Here is a 24,591-nt window from a genome sequence, read left to right on the forward strand (position 1 = left end):
CCGAAGTAAGTTGGGCATATATAAGGCAAAGTCGGGCATAAACGAAATCCCCCTCAAAATTCGGCAGGCACAGCCCAGGCCTAAGACCCAAATGGATGCTTTTCGCAGGCGAAAAGCGAAAAACCTTAAACTACTGTAGGTGTCGTCACAGAAGCAAAGGTCCTTAGCCAGCTTTCCAGCGGTATGTTACAGTAAATGGAAGGGGTGTGATTATGAAAAAGGATTTAAAATCGTTAGCTGGGCTATTACTAGGGGCATTTCTGAGCTATTTTATAGTCCGTTTACTATTCAATGGCGATGAATCAGTGATCTATACTACGATTGGAGTTGCGGTAGGAATGGTTATTACCTACGCCGCAATTATTGGTTTTAAGAAAGCAGCGGGTAAATACGATGAACAGGAATAGTAGAGGATTTTCAAGTGCAGACGAATGGAATGAACCGGACAAAACAATAAAAAGAAAGAGAGCCTGCAATCTGCAGGCTCTCTTTCAAATTATATGCCCTCTTACTCTCAGGCAAATTCTTTTAATTGATCAATTTGATTTTCATCAAGTGGCCAATACTCAAAATCGATACCGAATTCCGTCAGCGTCTGCAGCGGTCCTTGCCTGAGGGTAAACGGCCCTGTCCGTATTCCAGGCTGCCGGAGTGTGGAAAATAACGCCTCACACCGGCAATCGAAAACTTGCTTCAATACGCTTATCTTTTCCTTTGTTACTTCATTTTCTATGAGATAGTTTTTCAGCTTTTCAAACAAAATCTCCAACAGACCTTCCACGTCGCTATTCAATAAATCGGCTTCTTCTTTATTCAAATAGAAGGAACGTGCCCAGAAAGCGAAAGATGCAGGGCCATGCTGAGAGAAGAAATTCGGTTCTCCTCTATTGAAATGGAACGTGTCGGTCAGATTCAAATAGCTGTTGATCTCCTGATGGTTGAATACTTTTACATGCTCGAATTCCTCCGGCGCATAGAACGACTTAGGCTGGGAAAAAAAGCAGAAACTTAATACGTATTGGTGTAATGGATCCAAATGATTCCTCCTGTCTGTAAATAGAACTAAAATTTAGATTAGCCTGTGGTTCGGTTAATCTCATTATACATGAAATTTTCTGATAATAAATGCGGTGGAAGAAAATTTTGGATATAGTGGAGAGGAACCCAAAGAGAGGACGAACTCCAATCAGAAATTCCAGGGAGCTGATGTTTTATGATTGAGACAAAAAGATGTATGCTTACTCTTTTTCAGAAGACGGATCGGAAGGAAGTTTCTCAATTATTTTCGAATTCGAAAGTGCGGACTTTTCTTGGCGGCGTCCGGACGCCGGATTCTATCGCCGTGATCATGGATGAGATGCTCGCTCCGGAAGATGGCTCCTGCAACTGGGTTGTGCGGAAAAAAGGCACAGCCGATTTTATTGGCCTGATTTCACTCGATCTTCATCATGAAGGCGTCGATCAGGAACTTTCCTATCAGTTTTTGCCGGACTGGTGGAGTCGAGGATATGCGACAGAAGCGGCGGCTGCGATCATCGATTATGCGTTCAGCGAATTGCAGTTACCCGCGGTGGTGGCCGAAACTCAAAGTGCCAATCTGCCTTCATGCCGTATGCTCGAGAAAATCGGCATGAAACTGGAGCGCAAGGTGATCAGATTCGGGGCCGAGCAGTCGATTTATGCGATTCGGCCGATTAAAAATCAGTAAAAGACCAACGGCATGCGAAATGCTGTTGGTCTTTCGGCAGTTCAGCTAGAGGTTTCTTCTTTAATCGGCAGCGAATCGGTATCATTTTGCCGGATTTGATGATTAACCTTGGACCCAATAAAGAAAAACCCTGCCGTTATCAGCCCGTAGAATATCCAGCCGCTGATTTTCATGTAAATCAGCATCCCGCCATAGCCATCAGCTCCATATGTGTAGATCAACCAGGCTTTCAGTAAATTTTGAAAAGCGCTATTGATGAAAAAGAGCAAAGTCAGAAGCTGGAACCAGATAAAAATCCCTTTTTTTGTAAACATGCTGAGACTGTCTTGTTTTGAAAAACCCTGCAGATAAACAAAACCGATGGCAAAATGCATAGCCAGAGGTTTTTTGATCAGAATGGAAATCAAAAAGATCATTCCATACGCTAAACCCAAATAGACTTGATTCCATAACATGCTTTCAGCATCCCCGGAGAGCAGATTGACCAGGGTGCCGAGGAAAAGTGCCAGCAAAATGGACAATCCTGCGATATTGAATTGGCGTTCTTTTGCAAAACGGTAAATTGTATAGAGAAAGCCGGGAATAGTCGACAGCAGCATCGCGTAATAATCACCTAACAGCTCCCGTCCGTAGTTCCAGATGAAGTAAGGGAGGACAATATAACAGATGATATCCAGCAGGATGAACTTCTTCATTGATTTTCTTCCTGGTCATCGAAATAATGGCGAATGGCCTGATCGATGAAGGTGATGATTTCCTGGTCGAACATGAAAAAACGCATATGGGGTTCCCGTTCTTTGTTCATGTCCCAAACTTTCTGCGCCAGCTCGGCATTTCCCTGATACATCTCATCCACCAGGGCCATCCATCTTTTTGCCAGACTCCGGGCTTCGGTGCTGTCCGGTCCTTTATGCAGGTTTTGCCGCACTTCCTGAGCGAGGCTGAGCCAGGTCTTTTCTCCTTCCCGGTCTTCTTCCGGACTGGAAAATCTATTCAGAATTTGTTGTTCTTCTTCCGTAAAATACTTTTCCCACAGAACTTTTACGAGGCTTTTATCAGCGGGAAATGTGGAAAATGTTTTGAAAAGAGTCTCCCAGTCAGTATTTGTTTCCGTTTCAACGATCGTCAGCAAGGTATCGATCGACTTTTCCATTTCCCTTAAACTTTCCTTTTCAGCCAAAATCATTTTCTTCCGCATAGAAAGGACACTCTGGATATCGAATTCGCGATCGGAAAGAAATTGCAGAATCGTTTCAAGTGGGAATCCCAAATCTTTAAGCATGAGAATATAGTGGAGTTTCGAAATATCCTTATCCGAATAAAAGCGGTGCCCCGCATCATTTTTGTGAGTCGGCAGCAATAATCCTATTTCGTCGTAATAATGTAAGGTGCGGATGGAGATGTGGCTCATTTTAGCGAGTTTCCCGATTGAATACATGAACTTCCCCGTTTCTATTATGTATTTATTTCCCATTATAAGACCTGCCGTAACGTGAGGTGCAAGAGATTTTCAGAGAAATTTCCAGGCTGCAGCTTGCTCAAGAGATTCACGAGAATAAATTCCGGCCCATACAAGGTTTCTGGTGCACCTCCAGCGAATAATGTTAGCACCAAGCAAAAGTCAGGATGTGCTGAAGATGCTGAAAACGCCTATCCACTTAACGGAGCAAGTTGTCTTTTCCCATGAAGATTCCCGTTTCAAGGAATATTCCATACGCGATGCGGACTGGCAGGATGGAAACGGGCTGGCGGTGGCCATTTCCGTAAAGGGGCAAAGCTGGATCGTCATCAACGGTGAATGGATTCCGTCTCCGATCCGCGATGACAGTCCGTTTATCCGGTGGATCGACCAGGACCAGATCCTCCTTGTCCAGCGCAGAAGCGGCAGGTTCGAAAAGAACGTCTTTATCCTGGATCCCGCGGGTGAAGTAATCGCTTCGTTCCACGCAGGCGATGCCATCGAAGATGTGGCTGTCGGACCGGAAGGGATTTGGATCAGTTATTATTACGGGGATTTCCGAAAAGGGCTGCCGGGCGAGAAACTGGTGCTGTTCGATTTGAGCGGGCTGCCGGTATTTAAATACGAAACGGATCTGGAAGACAAACCTGATATCGTAGAAATCCTAGCACTCGTCAAAGGCAAAGAATCGGCCATCTGGCTTGTGCCTTTGCTGAAGCCGCTTGTGGAAATCCTTCCTGAAGCCCGGTCGCTCACTGTCCACGAAAATCCACAGCTTCTCAAGAGTGGCACATCGGCTCTTTGCGTCCGCGGCGACTTCGTTTATTTTGTGCTGGAAGATACGAAATGGTGCTACGCCTGCCGGATTGACGAAGAAACCGCGCAGCCGATCGTCAAGATCAAAGGCACGTCGCGCGGTCTTGCGCCGAGTGAGTCTTATCATTTCATCAGCTGGTCGAACACATGGGGAGAAGTGAGGCTCTGCCGTATAGATAATAAAGAAGAAGATTTCCTCGCGTAACCGGCAGGCTGAAACTTTACGGATAAATTACCATTTACTGTGCTATATTGAAGCTATCAAAAGCAATTCGACAGGCAAAGGAGCGTTTTCCATGCAATTGACGATTCATGCCGCGGGCGACAATGTCAAAGCGGTTTCTTATTTATTGGCGAAAAATCCGGGCAATTTATATGAACGAAGCCAGAAAGGCCACCTGGTGCGCATGTTTTACAGCAAGTTCACGGATACCGAACTTGAAATGACGATTTTCGTGACGCCGGATCCGATTGAACTGATCCAGAATTCGGGGAATTCGTACGATATCACGCATTACATCAACGACCGGGAATTCGCCGTCTCAAGCATTTTCCTGTCGCTGATCCGCTCGGCTCTTGGTACCGCGTTGAACGGCCAGCCGAAAGAGGAGTATGCCGAATGGGTCGCTCATCCGTTTCCCTTCACATTCGAACTGGGTCCGGTCAATACGACGCTGCCGGATTCACAGCTGAAAAATTTATTTGAACCGATGGGCTACCGGGTGGACATCACGCGTCCTGAAATCGACTATTCATTCGATTTAAAAGAGAAGAGCACGGTGCGCACAATCCGTTTGAGCGGGGAACAGACGCTGAAGGACGCGCTGCGCCATTTATTTGTGCTGATTCCGGTTATTGACGACTACAAGCATTATTTTATTGATGAAAAGGAAATCGAGAAAATCGGACGTTACGGGGAAGGCTGGCTCGATCAGCATCCGCTGAGGGAAACGATTTACCGGCGCGCACTCCGCTTCAAGGAAGTTTATGACCTTGTCGAAAACGGGGAAGCAGAACCGGCAGTGGCTGCTGCACCTGCGCCGTTGAAGAAAACGTCATTGAATGAACTGCGCTACGCAAAAATCGCAGAAACAGCTGCGTCCCTGAAACCGAGAAGCATCGTCGATTTTGGTTCAGGGGAAGGCAAGCTTACCGTCAAACTCGGTTTTATTGACGGAGTGGAAGAGATCTTGGCCGTCGAACCATCTCAAGTGGAGACGATGAAAGCGCTGCGGCGTTTTGAGAAAGTGAATGACAAGCCGAATTTCGTCGAGCCGAAGACGCTATGGGGTTCCCTATTTTATTTTGATGAACGGTTGAAAGGAAAAGATCTGATGATTCTCTGTGAAGTCATCGAGCACATCGATGAAGAACGGCTGCCGAAAGCATTCGATACGATTCTGCATCAATATGCGCCGAAATCGCTGATCGTGACGACGCCCAACCGTGAATACAATGAAATCTACGACATGGACGACCATTTCCGCCACGATGACCACCGCTTCGAATGGACGCGGCAGGAGTTCCGCAACTGGTGCGAACAGCGTAATCATGCGGGCAATTACGATATGGAATTTGCCGGAATCGGCGAAGAACATCCGGAGCAGGGATTCCCGACGCAGATGTGTGTATTCCAAAGGAAGGTGAATAATTGATGAGAATCGGTATGCCTCACGCAGGGATCGTATTATTGATCGGACCGTCCAACAGCGGGAAATCGACGTTAGTGAGAAGGTTAATAGAAGAAGAGCAGATTTTAGCATCGGAAGTGGTGAGTTCCGATGATTTCAGAGTTTTAGTCGGGGATAAGGAGTTCATCGATTGGCGTGACCGACCACAGGATGAAGCGGCGGGGCTGATGGATGAGTATCAGGGAATTTCCGCAGAAGCATTTGAGATGATGGACCGGGTCATCGAAGCCCGTTTGAGGCTGAGCAAACTGGTGCTGGTTGACGCAACGCATCTTCGTTCAGATGACCGGAAACGATACATAGCGCTCGCGAAAAAGAATCATGTGCCGATTCAGGCCATCGTCTTTGATGTACCGGAACGGATGTTGACCGATCGCGATGAAAACCGCGACAATCCGCGGGGCAAGCGCCGCATCAAACAGCAATTCCAGATTTTCCGCAACGAGAAACGGTTTATTAAGAAAGAAGGCTTTGCTTCTGTTTACACCGTGAAAGATACGGAAGAAGTGGAAGTGTTCAGGCAAGGCAATCCGATTGAAATCGATCTGGAGAATGGCATCGACATCATCGGCGACGTTCACGGCTGTTTCGATGAAATGATCGAATTGCTTGTGAAACTCGGATATGCAGAGAATGAAGAAGGCTTATATGAACATCCCGAAGGCCGAAAATTCGTGTCGGTCGGCGATATCATGAGCAGAGGGCCGGCTTCGCTCCAGACGATGCGGTTTTTCCTGAAGCATGTTGAAAGCGGTCGTGCACTGATGATCGACAGCAACCATGGCTGGAAAATCGCCCGCTGGCTGGACGGCCGCGAAGTGGTGCTGAGCCACGGCGATGAAAAAGTGGAAGAAGAGTTCCGGATTTTCGAGGAGCAGCACGGCGCTGACGCCACGCGCCAATTAAAGCGGCAGCTGAAAGACTTTCTTCTGGCTGCACCTTCCCATTACGTCTTCAAAAAGAACGGCGTACCGACGCTCGTTTGTGCACATGCCGGCATCCGAGATGAATTCATCGGCAAACAATCAGGAGCCATCAGTGATTTCTGCCGGTACGGCGATACGGGCGGCTTCGATGAAAACGGCAAGCCGGTCCGGAACGATTGGACCGTGGGGCATCAAAACCGCCTATTGATCGTCTGGGGGCATGACCCGAAACCGAAGCCGCTCCTGATCAATAACACGATCAACATCGATCAGGGCGTCGTGTTCGGCGGCGAATTGACGGCTTACCGCTATCCGGAACGGGATTTCGTGTCCGTCAAAGCGAAAGCGGATCATTCCGGGGCCGCCGACAATCCGCTGGTGGAATGGGAGAAGAACCGCTTGAATCCGCCGAACATCGGCAAGTTCATCAACGGCTATTTGGTGCTGACGGATTCTGCTGGCGAAGTGCGCATCCCGCAGGAACTTGTGAAACCCGCCATTGATGCCGTTTCACATTACACAGTGCCAATCGAGCAATTGGTCTACATCCCGCCGACGATGAGCCCGACGCCGAAACCGTCTGCGCTGCCGGATTACCTGGAGCATCCGAAAGAAGCGATCGATTATTACAGAAGCAACGGCGCCCACACGATGATCGCCGAGAAAAAGCATATGGGCAGCCGGGGCATCCTGTTTTTATTCAAAGATAAGGAAGCGTCCTTGAAGCACGCCGGCATCGAATCGCTCGGCTCCATCTACACGCGGACCGGCAAACGCTTTTTCGACCGCGACACCGAAATGCGCCTGCTTTCCGAATTGAACGAAGAATTGACGCGAATAAATTATTTCGACGAGTATCAAACGGATTATGTGCTGCTCGATGCTGAAATCATGCCATGGAACCTGAAAGCGAAAGAGCTGATCAGCAGCCAATACGCGCACGTCGCAGAAAACGCGGTGCTCGACCGGACGCTGCTGAAAGAAAAATTGACGGCGGCGCTGCCGGCGAATGCCGATTTGCAGGCTTGGCTGGACGAATACGACAGCAAGCTGGAAAACGCCAACGACTTTTTGGAAGTGTTCCAAAAATATTGCTGGGACATCGAAGGGGACAGGAGCATCCAGATCGCGCCGTTCCATATCCTTGCCCACAGCGGGCGCACATTTTTCGACAAGCCGCATACGTGGCATATGGAGATGAACCGGAAACTGGCGGATGCCTCCCGCCTGTTCGTCGAAACGGAATACAAAGTCATCACGGACGAGGCCAGTGAAGCCGAAGTGATCGAGTGGTGGACATCGATTACGGAAGACGGACACGAAGGCATCATCATCAAACCCGAATTCTACGTCGCCCGTGCCAAAGGAAAATTGCTGCAGCCGGCGATCAAAGTGAGGGGACAAAGGTATCTGCGCATCATCTACGGCATGGATTACCTGGAGCCGAAAAACCTGGAGCGCCTGAAAAACCGCAACACCGGCAAGAAGCAGAAACTTGCTTTGAAGGAATTTGCGCTGGGCCTCGAAGGCATTACGCGCTTCGTGAACGGGGAATCGATCGAACGCGTCCACGAATGCACGCTCGGCGCATTGGCGATGGAATCCGATCCGGTCGACCCGCGATTATAAAAGATTGTTACGAAAACCGGGAGGCCGACGATGCCTTTCGGTTTTTTTTCGCTTTTCGCCGGCGAAAAGCATGCGTTTTTCTTTTGAATGAGGGTTTTGAAGGGGGAGCGGTAGAAATTGAAGCCGATTTTAAGCTGAGAGAGGCTTTGTTTTAAAGGATAAGCTTGTTAATCCGCGTTCAAGAGATTATATCCGTGGTCGAGAGATTATATCCGCGTTCAACGGATTATATCCGTGTTCAAAAAATTATATCCGCGCTCAGGAAGATATATCCGCGTTCGCCGATTTCTCGGCCGTTTTTTCACTATTTTATTTTTCCGGCTTAGAGAGGCCAAGTGTTATGGTAGAATATCTATAGTTAGAAAATTCCATCAAATAAAGAAGTCAAACTAATTTGGATGAGTTTTTATTCGCTGAAAATCTTAATAAGCAGAGAAGGTGAATCCGATCGAATTAGTAAATAATCTCCGGGATAAAGGCATAACTGTCACGGAGTATGAAAATATTGGAGAGCAGTACCGGGAACAGTGGATTCACAAATTCTCTGATTCTGAACATCGGCAAAAAAGTGATTTGCAGGAATTTCTATGGTATCTGTTTTCGGATGAAAAACTTAACTTTTTAAAGGGCAAACAAGCAAGTGCGGCATTCAACAAAGTTAACAAGCAATACTGCTTCATATTTTTTCAGGAATCGGACGACGTATTGAAAGTGGAATACGCTTCTTTAATGAATGCAGGAGACTTCAGGTATGTTACCGGCGAATACTGTGATGTCTATGTCGTGGACAAAGGATTCAATTGGACATACGTCGTCCCCCACGAAGAAGATTGGGGACCCCATTTTTACCGAAAATGAATTAAGTTTAAGTTAGGAGAAATCATATGACCGCCATCACCTTCCTCGCGTCCTCAAAGCCATTTATTTTGCCGGAAGAAATCGAAAACTATAATAATCGGACAGTGTTTGAAAAAGAAGAGGACTTTACCTTCTTCTATGTCCACCCACTGGATGCCGGCTGGCAGAAAGAAATCGGGGGTTTATTCACACTGCCTTACGTCTATGAAGCCGAGAGGATCGACAACCCCTTATTTCTGACTTACTTGGAAAAGTATATGGAAACCGGCGATATACTGGAAATTTACAGCGTCCCCAATCAGCACGCGCTGGAGAAATACATAGAAAATCTTTATGAAAATCCGGAGCCGATCCGCATCAACGCCGGAAGATTTACATATGAAGACCGGTCCGGCCGCTACCAGCTGAACCCGGAAAAATGGACAGAGCAACTGAGCCATAAGAATTTTGTCACCCACCGGGGCGTCACGACAATTGAGAAGTATTAAATGAGATTCCGGGCACGGATTTTATTGGAATAAAACTGGATTCACCTTGGCAATAAAGTCTCAAAAGGGAGCGATAACGTGATTAACCGAATACTTTTTCCTTTATTCGTCTGGATGCTTGCATTCGGCATTTTACTGCTGATCATCCTGCTGCCCATGGATACGGTTTTCACCGAAGGGCGGGGAGGATCGTTCGGCGGCGCTGTATATGATTATCAATTCATGAACCACTGGGCGAATATCAAATTCTTCTTTTCATACATACTCGAACAGCGCGGTCTTGGGCTGGATCAGTTCGGAAATCCGGTAAGCGACCAAATTACCAGTGTTTTTGGCCGGAGCCTGAAAATTTTCGTGCCGGCCATCCTGATCGGTTTTTTCCTGGGAATTGCGAAAGGTGTCATGGATTACCGGTTCCGCAAAGGAAAAGGGAGGATCCTGGGTCAATATACGACTGCCGGTGTCATGGCGATACCGGATATCGCCATGATCATCCTGATCCAAATGACGATCTTATACTTGCAGGCACAGGGCCTGGTCGATATTGATCTGTTCGGCCACGATACGATCGATAACGTTCTGATGAACATCCTCTATCTGTCCATTTATCCTGTCATGTTCATATCCGCCATCACTTTCAAGGCTCTTGAGGATGAGCAGGGAATGGATTATGTGCGGACAGCGCGGTCAAAAGGGACCCCTTCGATGAAAGTACTCTATATACATATGCTGAAAAATGGGATGCTGAAAATATTCGCCCATTCGAACACGATGATCCTCTACACCTTGTCGAATTTATTCATCGTGGAAGTTTTTACTGAATACAGGGGAGCGGCGTTTTATATGTACACCACTCTCGGCAGTGCGACGAGTTTTAATGTGGGTGGGCTGCTGTCGGCTGATGTGATTTCGCAGATCGGCTATGTCTTCCTGTTCACGGTCTTTATCCTGCTTGCGAATATCGTATCCGGAATGGCGCGCTCAATCGTTTCGGTCCAGGAGGAGAAGCTATGAACCGTACATTATGGATCGGCCTCATCATGACCGGAATGCTGCTCTTCATCCTGATTTTCGGACCGCATTTGCCGCGTGTCGACCAGACGCTGGAACAGAATCTGCTCAAGAAAGACAGCGGGGTGGGGTTATTGGTGCCTCCTTACGCCCCTTCGGAAGAATTTTTGATCGGTTCAGACAGAAAAGGCGTCGATTTATGGTCGAAGGTGATGATCGGTGCGAGGGAAACCTTCTATATACTGGCGGTTATCGTAGGTTTGCGTTTAGTGCTGGCGCTGCTGGTATCCATCGGCGCGTTTTATCTGTCGGGTGTCCGTCTGCTGATGAATATCTGGAATGCGGTGTTTTCATTCATGCCAACGATTTTCATCATTTTGATCCTGCTCGCGGTTCCGGGCGTCATGTTCTCGGATTACCGGCCATTCTGGGTGATGGCCATCATTGCGGTTGTGGAAGTCGGCAGGCTGTCGCTGATTTTCTATGAATCACTGCAGACCCAAAAACGGCAGTCGTATATGGAAGCGGCCATTTCAAGCGGCGGACGGAAATGGACCCTGTTCAAAGGCTATTATTGGCCGGCGCTCAAGCGGGAAGTGCTGTCTTCCAGTGCCACGGAAGCAGGCCGGGCGATGTTCCTGCTCGCGCAGCTCGGCGTCATCGGGATTTATATCAATCAGGAGTTTTTCTCCCAGCTCGATCGCAGTTATCAATCCGTTGAAACTTCCAATTCGTGGCCTGTGCTCCTCAGCAATCTGCGGCGGGATGTTTATTCGGCTGAATGGATTCCGCTTGTCGCTTTGTTTTTCATGACCTTCTCGATCATCGCTTTCCATCTGCTTGCCGACGGCCTCAGAAAACGCCAGGCGATCAAGATGAGACGCAACTTCTAAAGACTGTGCCCTTAGGTTAGAGTTAAAGTAATAAAAGAAAGGACGTGCGGCGGATGGATTTTGAAACGGTCATGCAGGAGCTTGAGACACTTGGAAAAGAACGGATGAAGAAAATCTATCTTTCGAATGGGGCGCGTGAACCGCTTTTCGGTGTCGCAACCGGTGCCATGAAACCGATGGCGAAAAAAATAAAAATCGATCAGGAGCTGGCGGAGAAATTGTATGCCACCGGCAATTACGATGCGATGTATTTTGCGGGCATCATTGCTGATCCAAAGGCGATGACGGCAGAAGATTATGGCCGCTGGCTGGATTCGGCGTATTTCTATATGATTTCCGATTACGTGGTTGCGGTGACTTTGTCGGAATCGGATATTGCGCAGGAAGTGGCCGATCGGTGGATTGCAAGCGGTGAGGAGCTGCGGATGTCAGCCGGTTGGAGCTGCTACTGCTGGCTTCTCGGCAGCCGAAAAGATGAGGAGTTTTCGGAAGATAAGCTATCCGGGATGCTCGATCTTGTAAAAGCGACAATCCACGATGCACCGGAGCGCACGAAATCCGCCATGAATAATTTCATTGAAACGGTGGGCGTGTCGTATAAGCCGCTGACCGAAAAAGCGCTCGAGACGGCGGCGCAGGTAGGCACTGTGGAAATGAAACGCGAAGGTAAAAAGAGCAGTTTCCTGAATGCAGCTCCCGCCATGGAAAAGGCGATGGAAAGGGATCGCTTGGGCTTCAAGCGGAAATATGTGAGATGTTGAATGGGAAGGAGCGGCCTGGTGACGGGCTGCTTCTTTTTTAATGCAGAAAAATCCTGTGAATTGACTTCTTGTTAAGAGGATGATAAATTTAATTCAATTAAAGACAAAGAGAGTCTTTAATATCCGCGAATAAATCTCACAGGAGGTCCTTATGAAATATTCGAACGCGACAAACTATGCTTTGCACACGATGATCCACATCATGCGCCGGTCTGATGGGGAACCGATAGGGGTTCAGGAACTGGCTGCGATGCAGAAACTCTCACCGACCTATCTGTCGAAAATTTTGACCAAGCTCACGAAGTCAGGACTGATCGAGTCGACGCCGGGCGTAAAGGGTGGCTACAGAATCTCACGCAGGCAAAAGGAAATCTCCTTCCTCGATGTCATCAAATCGATTGAAGGGGACACGAATTTATTCGAATGCTCGATCCATCACGAAGGCTGCCTGATTGAAAACGTCATGCGGCAGGCGGAAGACAATATGAAGCACGAGCTCGAGAACAAGCTGCTGATCGATATTGTCAGGATGGCGGAAGAAAAACAGGCGGGGATTGAAAGTTAGTTGAAATTAGAAGGAGTGATTGGAATGATACTCGATTGTGCTGTAATCGGGGGAGGGCCGGCGGGGCTGAACGCTTCGCTTGTGCTCGGCAGATCCCGGCGGAAAACGGTCCTGTTCGATGACAATAAACCGCGCAATACGGTGGTTTCGGAATCGCACGGATTCATCACGCGTGATGGCATCGATCCGCAGGAATTCAAACGGATTGGCCATGAAGAACTGGCGAAGTACCCGGACGTTGAAATTCAGAAACAGCGGGTCGTGCGTGTCCATAAGGAAGATGGACTGTTCCATCTCGAAGCGGAAGACGTAGCAGTCTTCCAGGCAAAGCGGATTGTCCTCGCCATGGGCTTTAAAGAAATTCTTCCGGATGTGGAACGAGTGGACGAATTTTACGGAAGGAGCCTGTTCAGCTGCCCGTTCTGCGATGGCTGGGAAATGCGGGACAAGGCATTGGCGGTCATTTCAGATAACGAAGCGGCATCGCATATGGTGAAAGTGGCGTCGAACTGGACGGACGATTTGATTTATTGCACAAACGGACGGCAACTGCTTTCAGAAGAGAAAAGATTGCTGGAAAGCAGGGGCATTCAGGTTGTTGAAGAAAAGATCCGCGCGTTAAACGGGGCGAACGGCAAGTTGGCGGAGATTCTTTTCGAAGACGGAAGCGTGGTTTCACGTGAAGGCGGATTTATAACACCGGAATGGACGCTTGCTTCGGATATCGCAGCGTCGCTCGGCTGCAAACTCAATGACCGTGGCGGAGTGGAGAGCGACGCGATGAAACGGACGAATATTGAAGGCGTTTATGCCTGCGGAGATGTCTCATTGGCCGGCGCGTCCCAGTTGATTTTCGCGGCAGCAGAAGGAAGCATGGCCGCCATCAGCATTAATGCCGCGATGATCGAAGAGAAATTCAGCTGAAACGATCAGCAAGAGGAGGAAAATAGATGGACGGGAAACATTGCGGCTCTCATAGTAAGCACGGGTCTCACGGGAAAATGTCTTATCTGGAGAATCCAGCACGAAAAGACGACTTGTCTCCAGAAAAATTATTGAGCCTGATTCCGATCAAGGAAACGGATGCTGTCTTGGATTTCGGGGCGGGCACCGGTTACTTTACGATTCCGGCGGCGAAAGCAGTGACCGGAAATGTATATGCGCTTGATATGGATGCTGAAATGCTGGACGTTATAAAAGCGAAGGCTCTGCGTGAACACGTTTTAAACATCATCCCGGTTCAGACAGACGGTGCGGAGATTCCATTGCCGGACGAAAGTGTCGACCTGGTGATTGCTTCGTTGGTATTGCACGAGATCAAGCCGTTGGATCAAACGCTGGCGCAAATAAAAAATGTGATGAAAGATGGCGGCCATCTGATCTGCATCGAGCTCGAGCCGAAAGAGGCATCATCCCATAAAGCTCCGAGAATTACGCTGGCAGGGATGGAACAGGAGATGGAAGATGCCGGTTTCCGGGTCGTTGAAAAACTGTTTCCGAGCGAGTCGTTGTATATTCTGATAGCCCGGAAAGCGTAAGGAAATGAAATTTTTTTAAACCAATTACGGATAACGGCAGTCTTTGAAGTCTTTTATTGATAGGCTGTCAATCGATATGTTTTTTGAAACGTTCGCCGGTATTGATGTAAATCAGACCAAATAGGATGAAGAGCACCATCAGCACCACGCCGCTGATCATCAGCGCATTCATCTCCAGCAGTCCGCCTGCAGTAATCAGGGCTAATGTAAAAGCGATGGCGAGAATCAATTTCCCCGTCGCTTTGCACAGAGCCGGTTCATCATATTTTTCTTTTTCTTCCTTGGACATGGTATTATAGCCGGCAATCAGCCAGCCGCCTTTGCCTTGGAGAAGATAGATGCCAAGTGCGATGAATAGAAGAAGCAGACCAATTGGAACAATTATTTCAGCTGTCATGGATAAACACCTCTTTAGGGGGATTTAGAATTAAGTCGGATCCTATATTATATTTTGGCGGCTTCAATGAATAATTTCAACCGGAGGAGCGGGACTGGACGGATGGCTGCCGGAATTCCGATGCCGATCACAAATGGCGTTATGCCGATCACAAACAGCAGAATGCCGATCACAAATGGCGTTATGCCGATCACAAACAGCAGAATGCCGATCACAAATGGCGTTATGCCGATCACAAACAGCAGAATGCCGATCACAAATGGCGTTATGCCGATCACAAAACGTCAGGCAGCCGATATTAAAGTGATTTTCTCTTTGATTTCTTCAATATCTTGATCAAATCCTAACGTTTTTGAAAAAAATCTCGAATTTCGGCTCAAAATCAATTAAAAATCAAAAAAATCCGGGAAAAGCAGAAGCTTTTCCCGGATTTTGCTATTCAACTGGCCAATCCTTTGCGATATAATGTTCAGATCCAGCTTCCAACAATAGAGAAAAAAAGAAAAGAGGTCTTTCCTATCGACTTATTGGATTTGTATTATAGAAAATACACAGGCACATTGAAAGCCGCCGATTATATTGACTGGGCGACTGGACAGCTGCATATGAATACGCTTGAGATAAAAAAATTAGCCTCAATGAAAGAGGACAGGCAATTGAACGGGTTCGAAGTTGAAAAGATGTTCGAAGAGGCGATGGCAAGTATCAGGAGTGACGCGCCATCAAAATATCATTGCTTCGAACATCATTTCAAGCGGCTGCATGCACAATTGCTGCTACCCAATGAAAATGCATTGATTATTTTGAAAGAGATTTATGATTTCACGGTCACTCATGAACTTTTTGAAGAGCAGATGAAATGGCAGGAAGTGAGTGATGCTGCGGACGACTTCCAGTACGGCGATAATTTCTATGGCTATACGAAGGAAAAGATTCATGAAATGATTCTTGGAAATGCCCGGAAACTATGGCATGGACGCATCAGTGATATTGCATTCGATGAATTTGTCGGGCAAAAAATAATAGTGGTGGATCCGGAGGCCAATTTAATCATTCAACTTGAAAAAGGGGCGATTGTCATCGAATGCCCTTGGCGCATCCGCAGTATTGAAGGGATTGCGATAGGTGAGACCGATGTCCGGTATAATTCCAGCGAATGGCGGACGGTAAAGGAATTGCTTGTCGGCAAAACGATCCAGGATGTTCAAATGTTTGAGAACTGCTCATTTTTGATTATCCAATTTGACGATCTGTTTCTGGATCTATTTCACGCGAGCACTTTCTATGACGGGTGGACGCTGACGGGCGAGGGCGGTACATACATTTTTTCGATGCACGGTGGAAGCATCGCTTGATAGAAGACGTTTCACCAGATGAATTATTTTATTGGAACAGGATCAGAATCCTTGAATTAATAAAACTATTTGTGTATTATTAGTTTTCTGAAGGGGGTTCGAAAGTGAAAAACAGGATTATACAAGCATTTATCGAAGAGACCCGCTATAACGGCATCAAGTTTACGATGGATGATTTGGCAAAAAGACTGGGCATCAGTAAACGGACCCTGTACGAAAATTTTTCATCGAAGCTGGAAATCCTGGAAGCGATCATCGATCTGACTTTTTCTGAACACGAAGAACGCTGCCGTGCCATCCGGGAAGATGAAACGCTGAATCTGGAACAGAAAATCCGGCAGACGATCGGAATTATCCTGAAGCATTATGAATTTTACGACCTGCGCATTCTGGAACAGCTGAAACGCTATTATCCCAATCAGTGGGAACGCGTGGACCGGGAAATGAACCGCTGGGATGATTTGGAACGGCTATTGAAAGAAGGTATGGAAACCGGGCTCGTCAAACAGCAGAACCTTGATCTGCTGGTGAAGATGATTTTGAGCGTCGTCAATATTTCCCTCGACCAGAAATTCTTCTACGACCAAAGTCTTTCTGCGAATGACGCAGTAGATGCAATGAGCGAATTATTATTAAACGGTTTTATTGAAAATGAATAGATGGAGGACTGGCTGCAGGAGCCAGTTTTTTTCGACAGTTGAAAACTATAAAAACAAAAAAAGTTTTATTGTTTTCGAGCTGGAAAACAGGAGGAATTCATATGGCAGCACAACAGACAGCACACCGGCTTGATACGGATCCGGTAGGAAAATCATTTGTCCGTTACCTGATTCCGTCTACAATCGGCATGCTCTTAATGGCAGTCAATATCGTGGCGGACGGCATCATGGTGGGCAATCGGCTGGGACCGGTTGCACTTGCCGGCGTCGGCATTGCGGCACCGGTTTATACAATATTCGTGGCGATGTCGCTGTGGCTCGGTATTGGAGCAGCCACTCGATTTTCTGCATTAATGGGTGCAAAGCGGCCAGGAGAAGCGAAAATCGTCTTTTCCCATGCGATGTTGTCGATTTTCATCGTGACGCTGCTGATCGGATTGGTGGCATTTCCGTTTCGAACGGAACTCGCTTATCTGCTCGGGGCGAACGCGGACACTTATCCTTACGTAGCAGATTATCTTTATTTGATGCTGCTGTTCGGCTTCGTATTCACTATCGAGAATGCACTCAGTATCATGGTGCGCAATGACGGCAGCCCGAACCTTGCGATGGTGGCATTGATAACGACAGCGCTGCTGAATATCGGCCTCAATTACATCTTTTTATTCATCTTAGATTTTGGAGTGATGGGAGCAGCAGGTGCGACTTTGATCGCTGGCTTTGTCGGGATTCTTGTGCTCGGCACACATTTCCTTAAAAAGACGAATAACCTGCGCTTTGTCCGGTTCAAATTCAACCGGAAACTGTTGATGCTGATTCTGGTCATCGGCTTTCCGAGTTTCCTCTCGGAAGTCGGCATGTCCGTGTTCACCATTTCCCATAACCTCGTCTTCGAACGTCTTGCGGGAACAGCCGGAGTTTCGGCATTCGCCATTCTGAACTATGTCCACAGCGTCATGCTGCTCGCATTTCTTGGTATGGGCTCAGCTATCCAGCCGTTGGTCAGTTATTACAGCGGGGCCGGCGATAAAAATAAAATCCGCAGGACGCTGCAGCTCGCAATCGGAACTGCGGTTGCAGCAGGAGCCGCCTTTTTCATCATCGGCCAATTTTTTGCTCCTGCCATCGCGGGCGTATTCGGTGATTTTCCCGACTCGGTGATGGACATCGCAGTTCCTGGAATTCAATTATTCTTCATCGGTTACTTATTCATGGGAACCAATTTCGTCATGATGACGTATTATCAGTCAACGGGTAAGATCCGGATGGCAACTTGGATCACCGCGGCGCGGGAAATCGTGATTTTACTGATTTTGCTCAGTATTCTACCTGTGTTCTTCGGCGTAACAGGCGCTTGGCTCGCCATTCCGATTTCGGAATTCATTGTTTTGCTGACGATCATTTTTTATCAGCGTAAAAGGAAAACGATATAACAAGAGTAAATGATGAAAGGAAGATTGGATGAAGACATTGAATATCGACTTCAATTTGGATCCATTTCTGACGCTCGATCCAAAACTGCTGAAGCAAAAAAACGGCAAATTATTAATTGATGTCGACGGTGAATTGACTATCACGTTGGGTGAGAGTAGGTTCTTTGGAGAGCCATCACTCACATTGCTTGAACTCGGCGTCGCTTTGAAACGCTGGCGCATTGAGGATCCGAATGCAATTAAAGACTTTCATTTCTTTACGATGGAGCATGACGAAAAAGAAGGTCCGATACTGGCGTTTCGCCGGCAGGGCAAGTCCGGGTGGCAGTTGTTTTCAATCTGGCAGGCGTTCAGTCATGATGGTTTGATTTCTGCGGAAGACTTGCTGGAAGCGGTGGACCGTTATTTGGCCACACTGGAAGAAGTGCTGATTAAGAGATACGGTTTGCGGTACCAGGATTTTATGAAACGCCAATGGCTATAGGGAAGAATTGCGGCTGCATGAAGGTGAATCGAAGCAGTGAGGTGAACTTGCAGCAGACCGGTTAAAACTGCAATTCCGGGGAGAAGAACTGTTTCTTTCCGGGATTTTTGTGTGAAAGAAGCTATTGCAAACAAAGTCGGTTATAACGCAAACAAAAATAAAAGTGTCATCCCATCGGCTCATTCATTTTATGAACTGCAGTAAAAAGGCGTTTAGCCAGGTGACGAGCGGGATGGCGATGATTAAATAGGCAATTCTCCAATCGCCTCCGCCAAAATTCCAGCTTTCCAGATTTATGAGGTAGATAAAAGTGAAGGCCGTACCCAAAACCAGAGTATTTACCAAAAGAGCCGAAAGGGTGCTGATCATTTTGTTTTTTTTCTTTCTATAGGTGAAACTTGCGATGGTCATCGAAAGGATAAAGGAAATAACGATTAATGTTAAATACATCTGAGCCACCCGCCTTTATGAATGAGACTTTAAATTCGGCAACAAGTTCCAATTTCTAAACAATAAATTCCAAAAGTGGCTGGCTTTCCTTTTCCTTAATTTGTATAGTAGAGAAAACTGAAAATTATTATGCTGGAGAATACGGAGGAACCAAATTGAACCGAAAAAATGATGATGTGCAGACATTTTTAACCCGAATATTTAATAACATCGAACTCGCGCCCGCCCTATTTTACGCATGGCAGCCGGGCATCCGCTTTGAAATTTCCGATCCGTATCAGTCTTACGGTGAGCCGGGACATCTGGTTCAGGCTTTCGAGCGCTCTACTGCTTTATTTGATGCGGTTTTTGATGAGGAAGATGAAGTCCTTTTCGTGACGGATATCAACGTCCCATGGAATAATCCGTTCCTTCATAAAAAGCCCTTGAATGTCTATAGGAAATACATCAAACAACCTAAGATGCTATATCGGCTGCGCCTTGAGAATGTCCAATTGTCCGAATTCGACGAAGGGGACATCACAACTTACCGCTTCAGCTATGCCTGCCGCAAAAACGACATCCGGTATCCACAATTGCTCCGGGCGATCTGTTATGAAGATTTCGGACATCCTTCGCGGATCCTGAAAAATAAGCAAAGCAGCTGCGATATTTATTTCATCAACCTGTCGAAAAAACTCATTTACCACCTGTACGACGACCGGGGATGTGATATCATCGCGGCAGACAAGGAAGGGATCCGCTATTTATATGACCGGTTCAACGACTGGATCCTGGATTACGACCGGGAAAAGATTGAGGAAGTATTCAAATGAAGAATGGAGAGATATAAGATGAATGTGGAATTGACACGATTTCGGGTGAAGGAAGGACAGTCGGCCAGGGTCGATGAGTGGCTGGCATTTCTGAATGCCAATATGAAAGACGTTTTGGTCACGTTGGAAGGCGAAAGGATGTATGTGGAAACGATTTTCCGCGAAGTGCTTGACGGCAACGAATATCTCTATTGGTATTCGATCCAGGGCGAGGGCGGCCAGGATGTCGAAACTTCGACGCACTGGATCGATGAAAAGCATATGGCTTACTGGGATGAATGCATCGATCCGGCATTTCCGGGAGTGGATCTGAATCCGGCGGTGGTCATGATCCCGGCAACTGTTGCAGAAAGTATGAAATAACAGGAAAGTTTATGAAAGGATCTGTTTAAATGAAACATATCTACGCATTTGAAAATAGAGAAGACTACGATAAATACGAGCCGATCATCCAGCGTTTCAGCGAGCGGCTTGCCGCTTTTGAGCAGACGATGGAAAAAGGATTTGCTTTGAACGACAAACCGAAAGGCGTATTATGGACTTCGGCGGAACTTGCCACTTCGGTCCTGTCGGAAATCCCGGTTCCCGCTTATACGAACAGGGATCTCATTTACATATCGCCGGATTTGGAAGCCTGGCGAACATTATTCCTCACCCAGCTGGATGGCAAGGACCTGCCGCATATCCGGAAGTTTTACGAGAATTATTCGGAGAATCACCTGTTTACGATTCTGGCGCACGAATTGACGCATCACTCGGATTTATTTCCTGATGAATTCGACGGGGAGCGTGAAGACAGCATCTGGTTCGAAGAAGGCATGTGCGAGTATTTGCCAAAGAAGCTTTTGCTGAGCCAAGCGGAATTCGATGACATCGTGGCTGTGGAGACAGAGTTGGTGGAAGTGTTCAAAGCGCAATACGGCAGCCGCTCAATGGATGAATTTGGCAGCAGCTCGTATTTCGGCAGCCTGTCGAGCATCATGTTCGACTACTGGCGGAGCTTTCTTGCCGTAAAATTTCTGGTCGAAGAACGTTTCGGAAACGATATCCAGGCAGTTTTCGCCGACTATCACAAATGGCATGAAGAAGGCTGCAAGATGCCGCTGGCGGAATATTTTCGGTTGGATCAATAAAAAATCCGGCAGGAACTTCGAGTTCCTGCCGGAGTTTGTCGCATATGGATGGAAAATATAGCGCATGAAAGCCAGCGGACAGTATTTCAGTGATTCCGGACAGTATTTGGTGCCATCTGGACAGTATTTGTACCATTGCGGACAGTAAGTCCAAAATATGGAAAATGAACTGCCGATACCCCACCCGGTTGAACAAAAATTGAGCCACAAATAAGTTGTTATCATCATTAATGCAATAAAAATATCGGTTTTGACTAAACTTGAAGTCCACTTTGATAAAAAACCTCCAGACCACGACCGAAACAGAGTCAAAACAACCCCAAAGCTGCCAAACCCGACACAGAGATCGAAAATAACAGCGGATGTTTTTCGCAGCCGCGAAAAACTCCTATCTTTTAAGGAAATTTTTGCGTCCGCAAAGATTTTTTCATTTCAATCGTTGTTCTGGCATCTCAAAGTGGACTGATGACATAAAGTCAAAGATTTAGACACACAATCGACCCGAAAGGTAACTTCAAAATAATGGTATTATGGGGACAGTTCATATCAATCATCAATATGTCTGAAGGAGTGTTACAATGTCCACGGAATCTCTCATTACGCTAAGCAGTTCGTCTTTATTTTTCTCATTCATCGTTTATCTGATCGCGATTGTGCCGTTCGGTATCGCAGTCAAATCGCGCAAAAAGATTGCGGTCAAAATCGCGATGACCCTGACAATCGTCGGCTTCCTCGCGCAGCTGAATTACTTTATCCTGCGCTGGGTGGCTTCCGGCCATGCGCCTGTCAGCAACCTCAATGAGTTTCTGACTTTCTTCGGCATCATGCTGGTGGGAAGCTTCTTTATCTTCTATTACATCTACCGCCAGCCGGTCGTCGGCCTGTTCCTGCTTCCGGTGTCCTGCCTGATCATTGCGTATGCAAGTATGTTCGCCAATGAAGTATCGCCGTTGATTCCGGCCCTGCAAAGCCATTGGCTCACGATCCACGTTATTACGGTCGCGACTGCAAGTGCTGTATTGTCAGTCTCTTTTGTAACCGGGCTCATTTATTTATTGAAAAATGTGGACATGCGGAGCAAGGGGAAACGTCCTTTCTTCCTTGAACTGATCATGTATTTTCTGGTGGTCGTCGTCGGATTTATCCTGATCACTTCCGCATTCCGCCTGACAGATTACAGTGCCAGCTACCAATTTGAAAATCGGGAAGGCGCAGCTCAAGTATACGATTATATGCTGCCGGCCATCTTAGTGCCTGCAGATTCCGAAACTGTCGAAAAGGTTTCGGGTGCCTATCAGCCTGCGGATCATTACACCGGTCTTCTTGAAATTCCGAACAGCATCGAAACGCAGAAGTTGAACTCCGTACTTTGGTCATTCCTCGCCGGTACAGTCCTGTATGGCCTGCTCCGTCTCGTGACGCGTAAGAGAGTTGCAGAATTGCTGCAGCCATTCACGAATAAAGTAAACCTTTCTCTAATGGATGAAATTTCTTACCGATCGGTCGTCATCGGCTTTCCGTTATTCGCACTCGGGGGCTTGTTCTTCGCGATGATCTGGGCGCAAATTGCCTGGAGCCGCTTCTGGGGCTGGGACCCCAAGGAAGTCTGGGCCCTGATTACTTTCCTTTTCTATGCCGCATTTCTTCATCTGCGCATCGGCAAAGAATGGACTGGTGAAAAAACCGCTTGGCTTGCCATCGTCGGTTTCGGAACCATCATCTTCAATCAAGTCTTTGTAAACCTGGTCATTGCAGGTTTGCATTCATATGCTTAAAACGAAAACCCGGCGAGGATTCGCCGGGTTTTTTTGCAGCTAAATCAATTCCGGATAGTATTTCAGTGATTCCGGACAGTATTTTCGAAACGCGGATAGTATTTGGCGCTTTCCGGATAGTATTTGGTCTAATCCGGACAGTAAGTCCAAAATATGGAAATGAAACTGTTGCAAGCACAGCTTTAGAACAAAAAAGAAGTCTGATATCAGTAATTATCCGAGAATTATGGTACAAAACTGATGCTTAACAATTTAACCGAATGAAGGCTCCCGCAACCACGACCGAAACAGAGTCATAATGACACAAAACCTGCCAAAATCGGCGAAAAGATCAAAAAAAGCGGAAGTGTTTCGCAGCCGCGAAACACTTCCGTCTTTTGAAGGAACTTTTTGCGCATGCAAAGACTTTTTCCGTCCATCTGTCTTTTATTCTTTTACGTCAGCAAAGATTCGATGAAATATTGCAGGTCCGCCGTCCAGATATTCAGATAATGCATCTGGTCGAAGTAGATCATGACGCCGAGCGCAACGATGATCGCGCCGCCGAACTTCATCAGAGCAGATGAATATTTCAGGATAAAACGCGTTTTGCCGATGAAGAATGCCATGATGATGAACGGAATACAGAAACCGAGCGAATAAGCGGTGACGACTGCAATCGTCTGAGCTGGATTGACGAGGCTGCCGTATGTAATGATGGCGCCGAAAATCGGGCCGATGCACGGCGTCCAGCCGGCCGAGAAAATGAAACCGACCACGAATGAATTTAAATAGCTTGCCGGTCTCTTTTTATAGTTCAAACGTTTTTCCTTGAACATGAACTCAGGTTTGATGATTCCCATCAGGAATAATCCCATCAATACAAGGAAAATTCCGCCAAGCATCTGGATGAGTGTTTCATATTTTATGAACAAACCGCCGATTGCACTCAGGGAAAAGCCTAGAACATAATAGATGACCGAGAATCCGAGGGAAAAGAAAATCGAATGCATCAGCACTTTTTTTCTGAACGCAGATTCTTTGTTCTTTTTTAATTCATTGATGGAAACGCCGGTTATGTAAGAAACGAATGATGGATATAAGGGCAGGCAGCACGGGGATATGAAAGCCAGGAATCCGCCGGCCAATGCAACGAAAATAGTAATGTTTTCCACAGTAAACACCTCCATGCTATTCTAGCATAAGAGAACTGGCGAGAATTCCTGTAATTGTTGCACGATTTTACAAATAGATGAACAATGGCAAACAGGAAGGGAGGCATGGAATGAATGAGCTATTCAATTTCAAATTCAGCTGCGAATGTCTTTGGCCGCGAGTCTATATAAAATTCTTTCAAAATCCGATATGTCCCTTTCTGCAATTCATAATGGATCATATCGATCGGAACTTCGATAAGATAGGACTCACCGGGTGCTACTCCAGCTTCGCCATCCGTAAAAGTCATATTTTTATAGGGGATTTCATACCAGATTTCTTCCTCAAGTTTTTCCAGATAAACAGCACCTCCGAATCCGACGGCCGTACTCCCTGTATTTTCAATAACCAAATGCATTTTTTTAATGGGAAGAGAGTAAACCGCCTGATCACTTGAAATCCGGATTTCAATTTCATTTTCCTGTATTTCACTGGGCAAATCCGTAAAAGAAGATTTCGTTTCTAATGTCGTTGGATTTTGGCCGATACAGGCTGTCAATGCGACGGATAAAATCGTTATAGAGAAAAGCAATATAAAATAGCGCATGAATGA

29 protein-coding genes are annotated in these 24,591 nt (G+C 46.8%); 21 read left to right on the forward strand and 8 right to left on the reverse strand.

Annotated elements, in window-relative coordinates; translation table 11 throughout:
- The first annotated feature begins 212 nt into the window (after nucleotides 1-212).
- Nucleotides 213-407 carry a hypothetical protein gene (locus IQ294_RS07970; protein ID WP_203333506.1) on the forward strand — a complete coding sequence of 65 codons (195 nt, stop codon included), beginning with the start codon at nucleotides 213-215 and terminating at the stop codon, nucleotides 405-407.
- Nucleotides 408-514: 107 nt separating this feature from the next.
- Here IQ294_RS07970 and IQ294_RS07975 read toward each other — a convergent pair whose 3' ends face one another.
- Nucleotides 515-1,036, reverse strand: coding sequence for a hypothetical protein (locus IQ294_RS07975; protein ID WP_203333507.1), 522 nt, complete (start codon nucleotides 1,034-1,036; stop codon nucleotides 515-517).
- A 177-nt stretch (nucleotides 1,037-1,213) separates the two neighbouring features.
- Between IQ294_RS07975 and IQ294_RS07980 the strand changes: the two genes are divergently transcribed.
- A complete protein-coding gene (locus tag IQ294_RS07980; protein WP_203333508.1) occupies nucleotides 1,214-1,708 on the forward strand; it encodes a GNAT family N-acetyltransferase in 495 nt (164 codons plus the stop codon).
- 41 nt (nucleotides 1,709-1,749) lie between these two features.
- Here the strand turns inward: IQ294_RS07980 and IQ294_RS07985 are convergent, their stop codons facing one another.
- Both IQ294_RS07985 and IQ294_RS07990 read right to left on the reverse strand, forming a co-directional pair.
- Complete coding sequence (locus IQ294_RS07985; protein ID WP_203333509.1) at nucleotides 1,750-2,403, reverse strand: VC0807 family protein; 654 nt, start codon at nucleotides 2,401-2,403, stop codon at nucleotides 1,750-1,752.
- The gene (locus IQ294_RS07990) at nucleotides 2,400-3,182 is read right to left on the reverse strand and encodes a MerR family transcriptional regulator (RefSeq protein ID WP_238942710.1); all 783 of its coding nucleotides are present in this window, start codon (nucleotides 3,180-3,182) and stop codon (nucleotides 2,400-2,402) included. Before IQ294_RS07990 ends, IQ294_RS07985 begins: the two co-directional genes overlap by 4 nt.
- Before the next feature lie 163 nt (nucleotides 3,183-3,345).
- Between IQ294_RS07990 and IQ294_RS07995 the strand changes: the two genes are divergently transcribed.
- From IQ294_RS07995 to IQ294_RS08045, 11 genes are all read left to right on the forward strand, one after another.
- Nucleotides 3,346-4,188 (forward strand): hypothetical protein, encoded by an 843-nt coding sequence (locus IQ294_RS07995; RefSeq protein ID WP_203333510.1) that lies wholly within the window; start codon nucleotides 3,346-3,348, stop codon nucleotides 4,186-4,188.
- Between the two features lie 91 nt (nucleotides 4,189-4,279).
- Nucleotides 4,280-5,638, forward strand: coding sequence for a 3' terminal RNA ribose 2'-O-methyltransferase Hen1 (locus IQ294_RS08000; protein ID WP_203333511.1), 1,359 nt, complete (start codon nucleotides 4,280-4,282; stop codon nucleotides 5,636-5,638).
- A complete protein-coding gene (locus tag IQ294_RS08005) occupies nucleotides 5,638-8,229 on the forward strand; it encodes a polynucleotide kinase-phosphatase (protein WP_203333512.1) in 2,592 nt (863 codons plus the stop codon). Before IQ294_RS08000 ends, IQ294_RS08005 begins: the two co-directional genes overlap by 1 nt.
- Nucleotides 8,230-8,667: 438 nt before the next feature.
- Nucleotides 8,668-9,087: a DUF4275 family protein gene (locus IQ294_RS08010; protein ID WP_203333513.1), complete on the forward strand. Its 420-nt coding sequence runs from the start codon at nucleotides 8,668-8,670 to the stop codon at nucleotides 9,085-9,087.
- 26 nt (nucleotides 9,088-9,113) lie between these two features.
- Nucleotides 9,114-9,575 (forward strand): hypothetical protein, encoded by a 462-nt coding sequence (locus tag IQ294_RS08015; RefSeq protein WP_203333514.1) that lies wholly within the window; start codon nucleotides 9,114-9,116, stop codon nucleotides 9,573-9,575.
- Between the two features lie 78 nt (nucleotides 9,576-9,653).
- Nucleotides 9,654-10,589, forward strand: a complete 936-nt coding sequence (locus tag IQ294_RS08020; protein WP_203333515.1) for an ABC transporter permease subunit — start codon at nucleotides 9,654-9,656, stop codon at nucleotides 10,587-10,589.
- Nucleotides 10,586-11,479 carry an ABC transporter permease subunit gene (locus IQ294_RS08025; protein ID WP_203333516.1) on the forward strand — a complete coding sequence of 298 codons (894 nt, stop codon included), beginning with the start codon at nucleotides 10,586-10,588 and terminating at the stop codon, nucleotides 11,477-11,479. Before IQ294_RS08020 ends, IQ294_RS08025 begins: the two co-directional genes overlap by 4 nt.
- Before the next feature lie 53 nt (nucleotides 11,480-11,532).
- Nucleotides 11,533-12,240 (forward strand): DNA alkylation repair protein, encoded by a 708-nt coding sequence (locus IQ294_RS08030; RefSeq protein ID WP_203333517.1) that lies wholly within the window; start codon nucleotides 11,533-11,535, stop codon nucleotides 12,238-12,240.
- Between the two features lie 151 nt (nucleotides 12,241-12,391).
- Nucleotides 12,392-12,805: an Rrf2 family transcriptional regulator gene (locus IQ294_RS08035; RefSeq protein WP_203333518.1), complete on the forward strand. Its 414-nt coding sequence runs from the start codon at nucleotides 12,392-12,394 to the stop codon at nucleotides 12,803-12,805.
- Between the two features lie 24 nt (nucleotides 12,806-12,829).
- Nucleotides 12,830-13,729 carry an NAD(P)/FAD-dependent oxidoreductase gene (locus tag IQ294_RS08040; RefSeq protein WP_203333519.1) on the forward strand — a complete coding sequence of 300 codons (900 nt, stop codon included), beginning with the start codon at nucleotides 12,830-12,832 and terminating at the stop codon, nucleotides 13,727-13,729.
- Nucleotides 13,730-13,755: 26 nt separating this feature from the next.
- Nucleotides 13,756-14,343: a class I SAM-dependent methyltransferase gene (locus IQ294_RS08045; protein WP_203333520.1), complete on the forward strand. Its 588-nt coding sequence runs from the start codon at nucleotides 13,756-13,758 to the stop codon at nucleotides 14,341-14,343.
- A 67-nt stretch (nucleotides 14,344-14,410) separates the two neighbouring features.
- On the opposite strand, the gene IQ294_RS08050 is transcribed toward IQ294_RS08045, so the two are convergent.
- Complete coding sequence (locus tag IQ294_RS08050) at nucleotides 14,411-14,740, reverse strand: DUF3784 domain-containing protein (protein ID WP_203333521.1); 330 nt, start codon at nucleotides 14,738-14,740, stop codon at nucleotides 14,411-14,413.
- A 47-nt stretch (nucleotides 14,741-14,787) separates the two neighbouring features.
- The gene (locus tag IQ294_RS08055) at nucleotides 14,788-15,018 is read right to left on the reverse strand and encodes a hypothetical protein (RefSeq protein ID WP_203333522.1); all 231 of its coding nucleotides are present in this window, start codon (nucleotides 15,016-15,018) and stop codon (nucleotides 14,788-14,790) included.
- Between the two features lie 378 nt (nucleotides 15,019-15,396).
- On the opposite strand from IQ294_RS08055, the gene IQ294_RS08060 reads away from it, so the two are divergent.
- From IQ294_RS08060 to IQ294_RS08075, 4 genes are all read left to right on the forward strand, one after another.
- Nucleotides 15,397-16,095, forward strand: coding sequence for a DUF6188 family protein (locus IQ294_RS08060; protein ID WP_238942711.1), 699 nt, complete (start codon nucleotides 15,397-15,399; stop codon nucleotides 16,093-16,095).
- 104 nt (nucleotides 16,096-16,199) lie between these two features.
- The gene (locus tag IQ294_RS08065; RefSeq protein WP_203333523.1) at nucleotides 16,200-16,754 is read left to right on the forward strand and encodes a TetR family transcriptional regulator; all 555 of its coding nucleotides are present in this window, start codon (nucleotides 16,200-16,202) and stop codon (nucleotides 16,752-16,754) included.
- A 101-nt stretch (nucleotides 16,755-16,855) separates the two neighbouring features.
- Nucleotides 16,856-18,187 (forward strand): MATE family efflux transporter, encoded by a 1,332-nt coding sequence (locus IQ294_RS08070; RefSeq protein ID WP_203333524.1) that lies wholly within the window; start codon nucleotides 16,856-16,858, stop codon nucleotides 18,185-18,187.
- A gap of 28 nt (nucleotides 18,188-18,215) precedes the next feature.
- Complete coding sequence (locus IQ294_RS08075; RefSeq protein WP_203333525.1) at nucleotides 18,216-18,671, forward strand: DUF7878 domain-containing protein; 456 nt, start codon at nucleotides 18,216-18,218, stop codon at nucleotides 18,669-18,671.
- Between the two features lie 183 nt (nucleotides 18,672-18,854).
- Here the strand turns inward: IQ294_RS08075 and IQ294_RS08080 are convergent, their stop codons facing one another.
- The gene (locus tag IQ294_RS08080) at nucleotides 18,855-19,121 is read right to left on the reverse strand and encodes a hypothetical protein (protein ID WP_203333526.1); all 267 of its coding nucleotides are present in this window, start codon (nucleotides 19,119-19,121) and stop codon (nucleotides 18,855-18,857) included.
- Between the two features lie 155 nt (nucleotides 19,122-19,276).
- Between IQ294_RS08080 and IQ294_RS08085 the strand changes: the two genes are divergently transcribed.
- The 4 genes from IQ294_RS08085 to ccsB all read left to right on the forward strand — a co-directional run bounded on the left by IQ294_RS08085 (nucleotide 19,277) and on the right by ccsB (nucleotide 22,844).
- Entirely contained in the window at nucleotides 19,277-19,936 is a 660-nt protein-coding gene (locus IQ294_RS08085) for a DUF3885 domain-containing protein (protein WP_238942712.1), read from the forward strand.
- Between the two features lie 18 nt (nucleotides 19,937-19,954).
- A complete protein-coding gene (locus IQ294_RS08090; protein ID WP_203333527.1) occupies nucleotides 19,955-20,299 on the forward strand; it encodes a DUF6176 family protein in 345 nt (114 codons plus the stop codon).
- Nucleotides 20,300-20,328: 29 nt separating this feature from the next.
- Entirely contained in the window at nucleotides 20,329-21,069 is a 741-nt protein-coding gene (locus IQ294_RS08095) for a hypothetical protein (protein WP_203333528.1), read from the forward strand.
- A gap of 578 nt (nucleotides 21,070-21,647) precedes the next feature.
- The gene (ccsB, locus tag IQ294_RS08100; protein ID WP_203333529.1) at nucleotides 21,648-22,844 is read left to right on the forward strand and encodes a c-type cytochrome biogenesis protein CcsB; all 1,197 of its coding nucleotides are present in this window, start codon (nucleotides 21,648-21,650) and stop codon (nucleotides 22,842-22,844) included.
- Between the two features lie 434 nt (nucleotides 22,845-23,278).
- On the opposite strand, the gene IQ294_RS08105 is transcribed toward ccsB, so the two are convergent.
- Together IQ294_RS08105 and IQ294_RS08110 are read right to left on the reverse strand one after the other, a co-directional pair.
- The gene (locus tag IQ294_RS08105) at nucleotides 23,279-23,998 is read right to left on the reverse strand and encodes a cytochrome c biogenesis CcdA family protein (protein ID WP_349291337.1); all 720 of its coding nucleotides are present in this window, start codon (nucleotides 23,996-23,998) and stop codon (nucleotides 23,279-23,281) included.
- A 119-nt stretch (nucleotides 23,999-24,117) separates the two neighbouring features.
- On the reverse strand, nucleotides 24,118-24,585 hold the full coding sequence (locus IQ294_RS08110) for an immunoglobulin-like domain-containing protein (RefSeq protein WP_203333531.1): 468 nt from the start codon (nucleotides 24,583-24,585) through the stop codon (nucleotides 24,118-24,120).
- Nucleotides 24,586-24,591: the final 6 nt, after the last annotated feature.

The organism is Planococcus beigongshangi, assembly GCF_016820495.1.
Classification (GTDB): domain Bacteria; phylum Bacillota; class Bacilli; order Bacillales_A; family Planococcaceae; genus Planococcus; species Planococcus beigongshangi.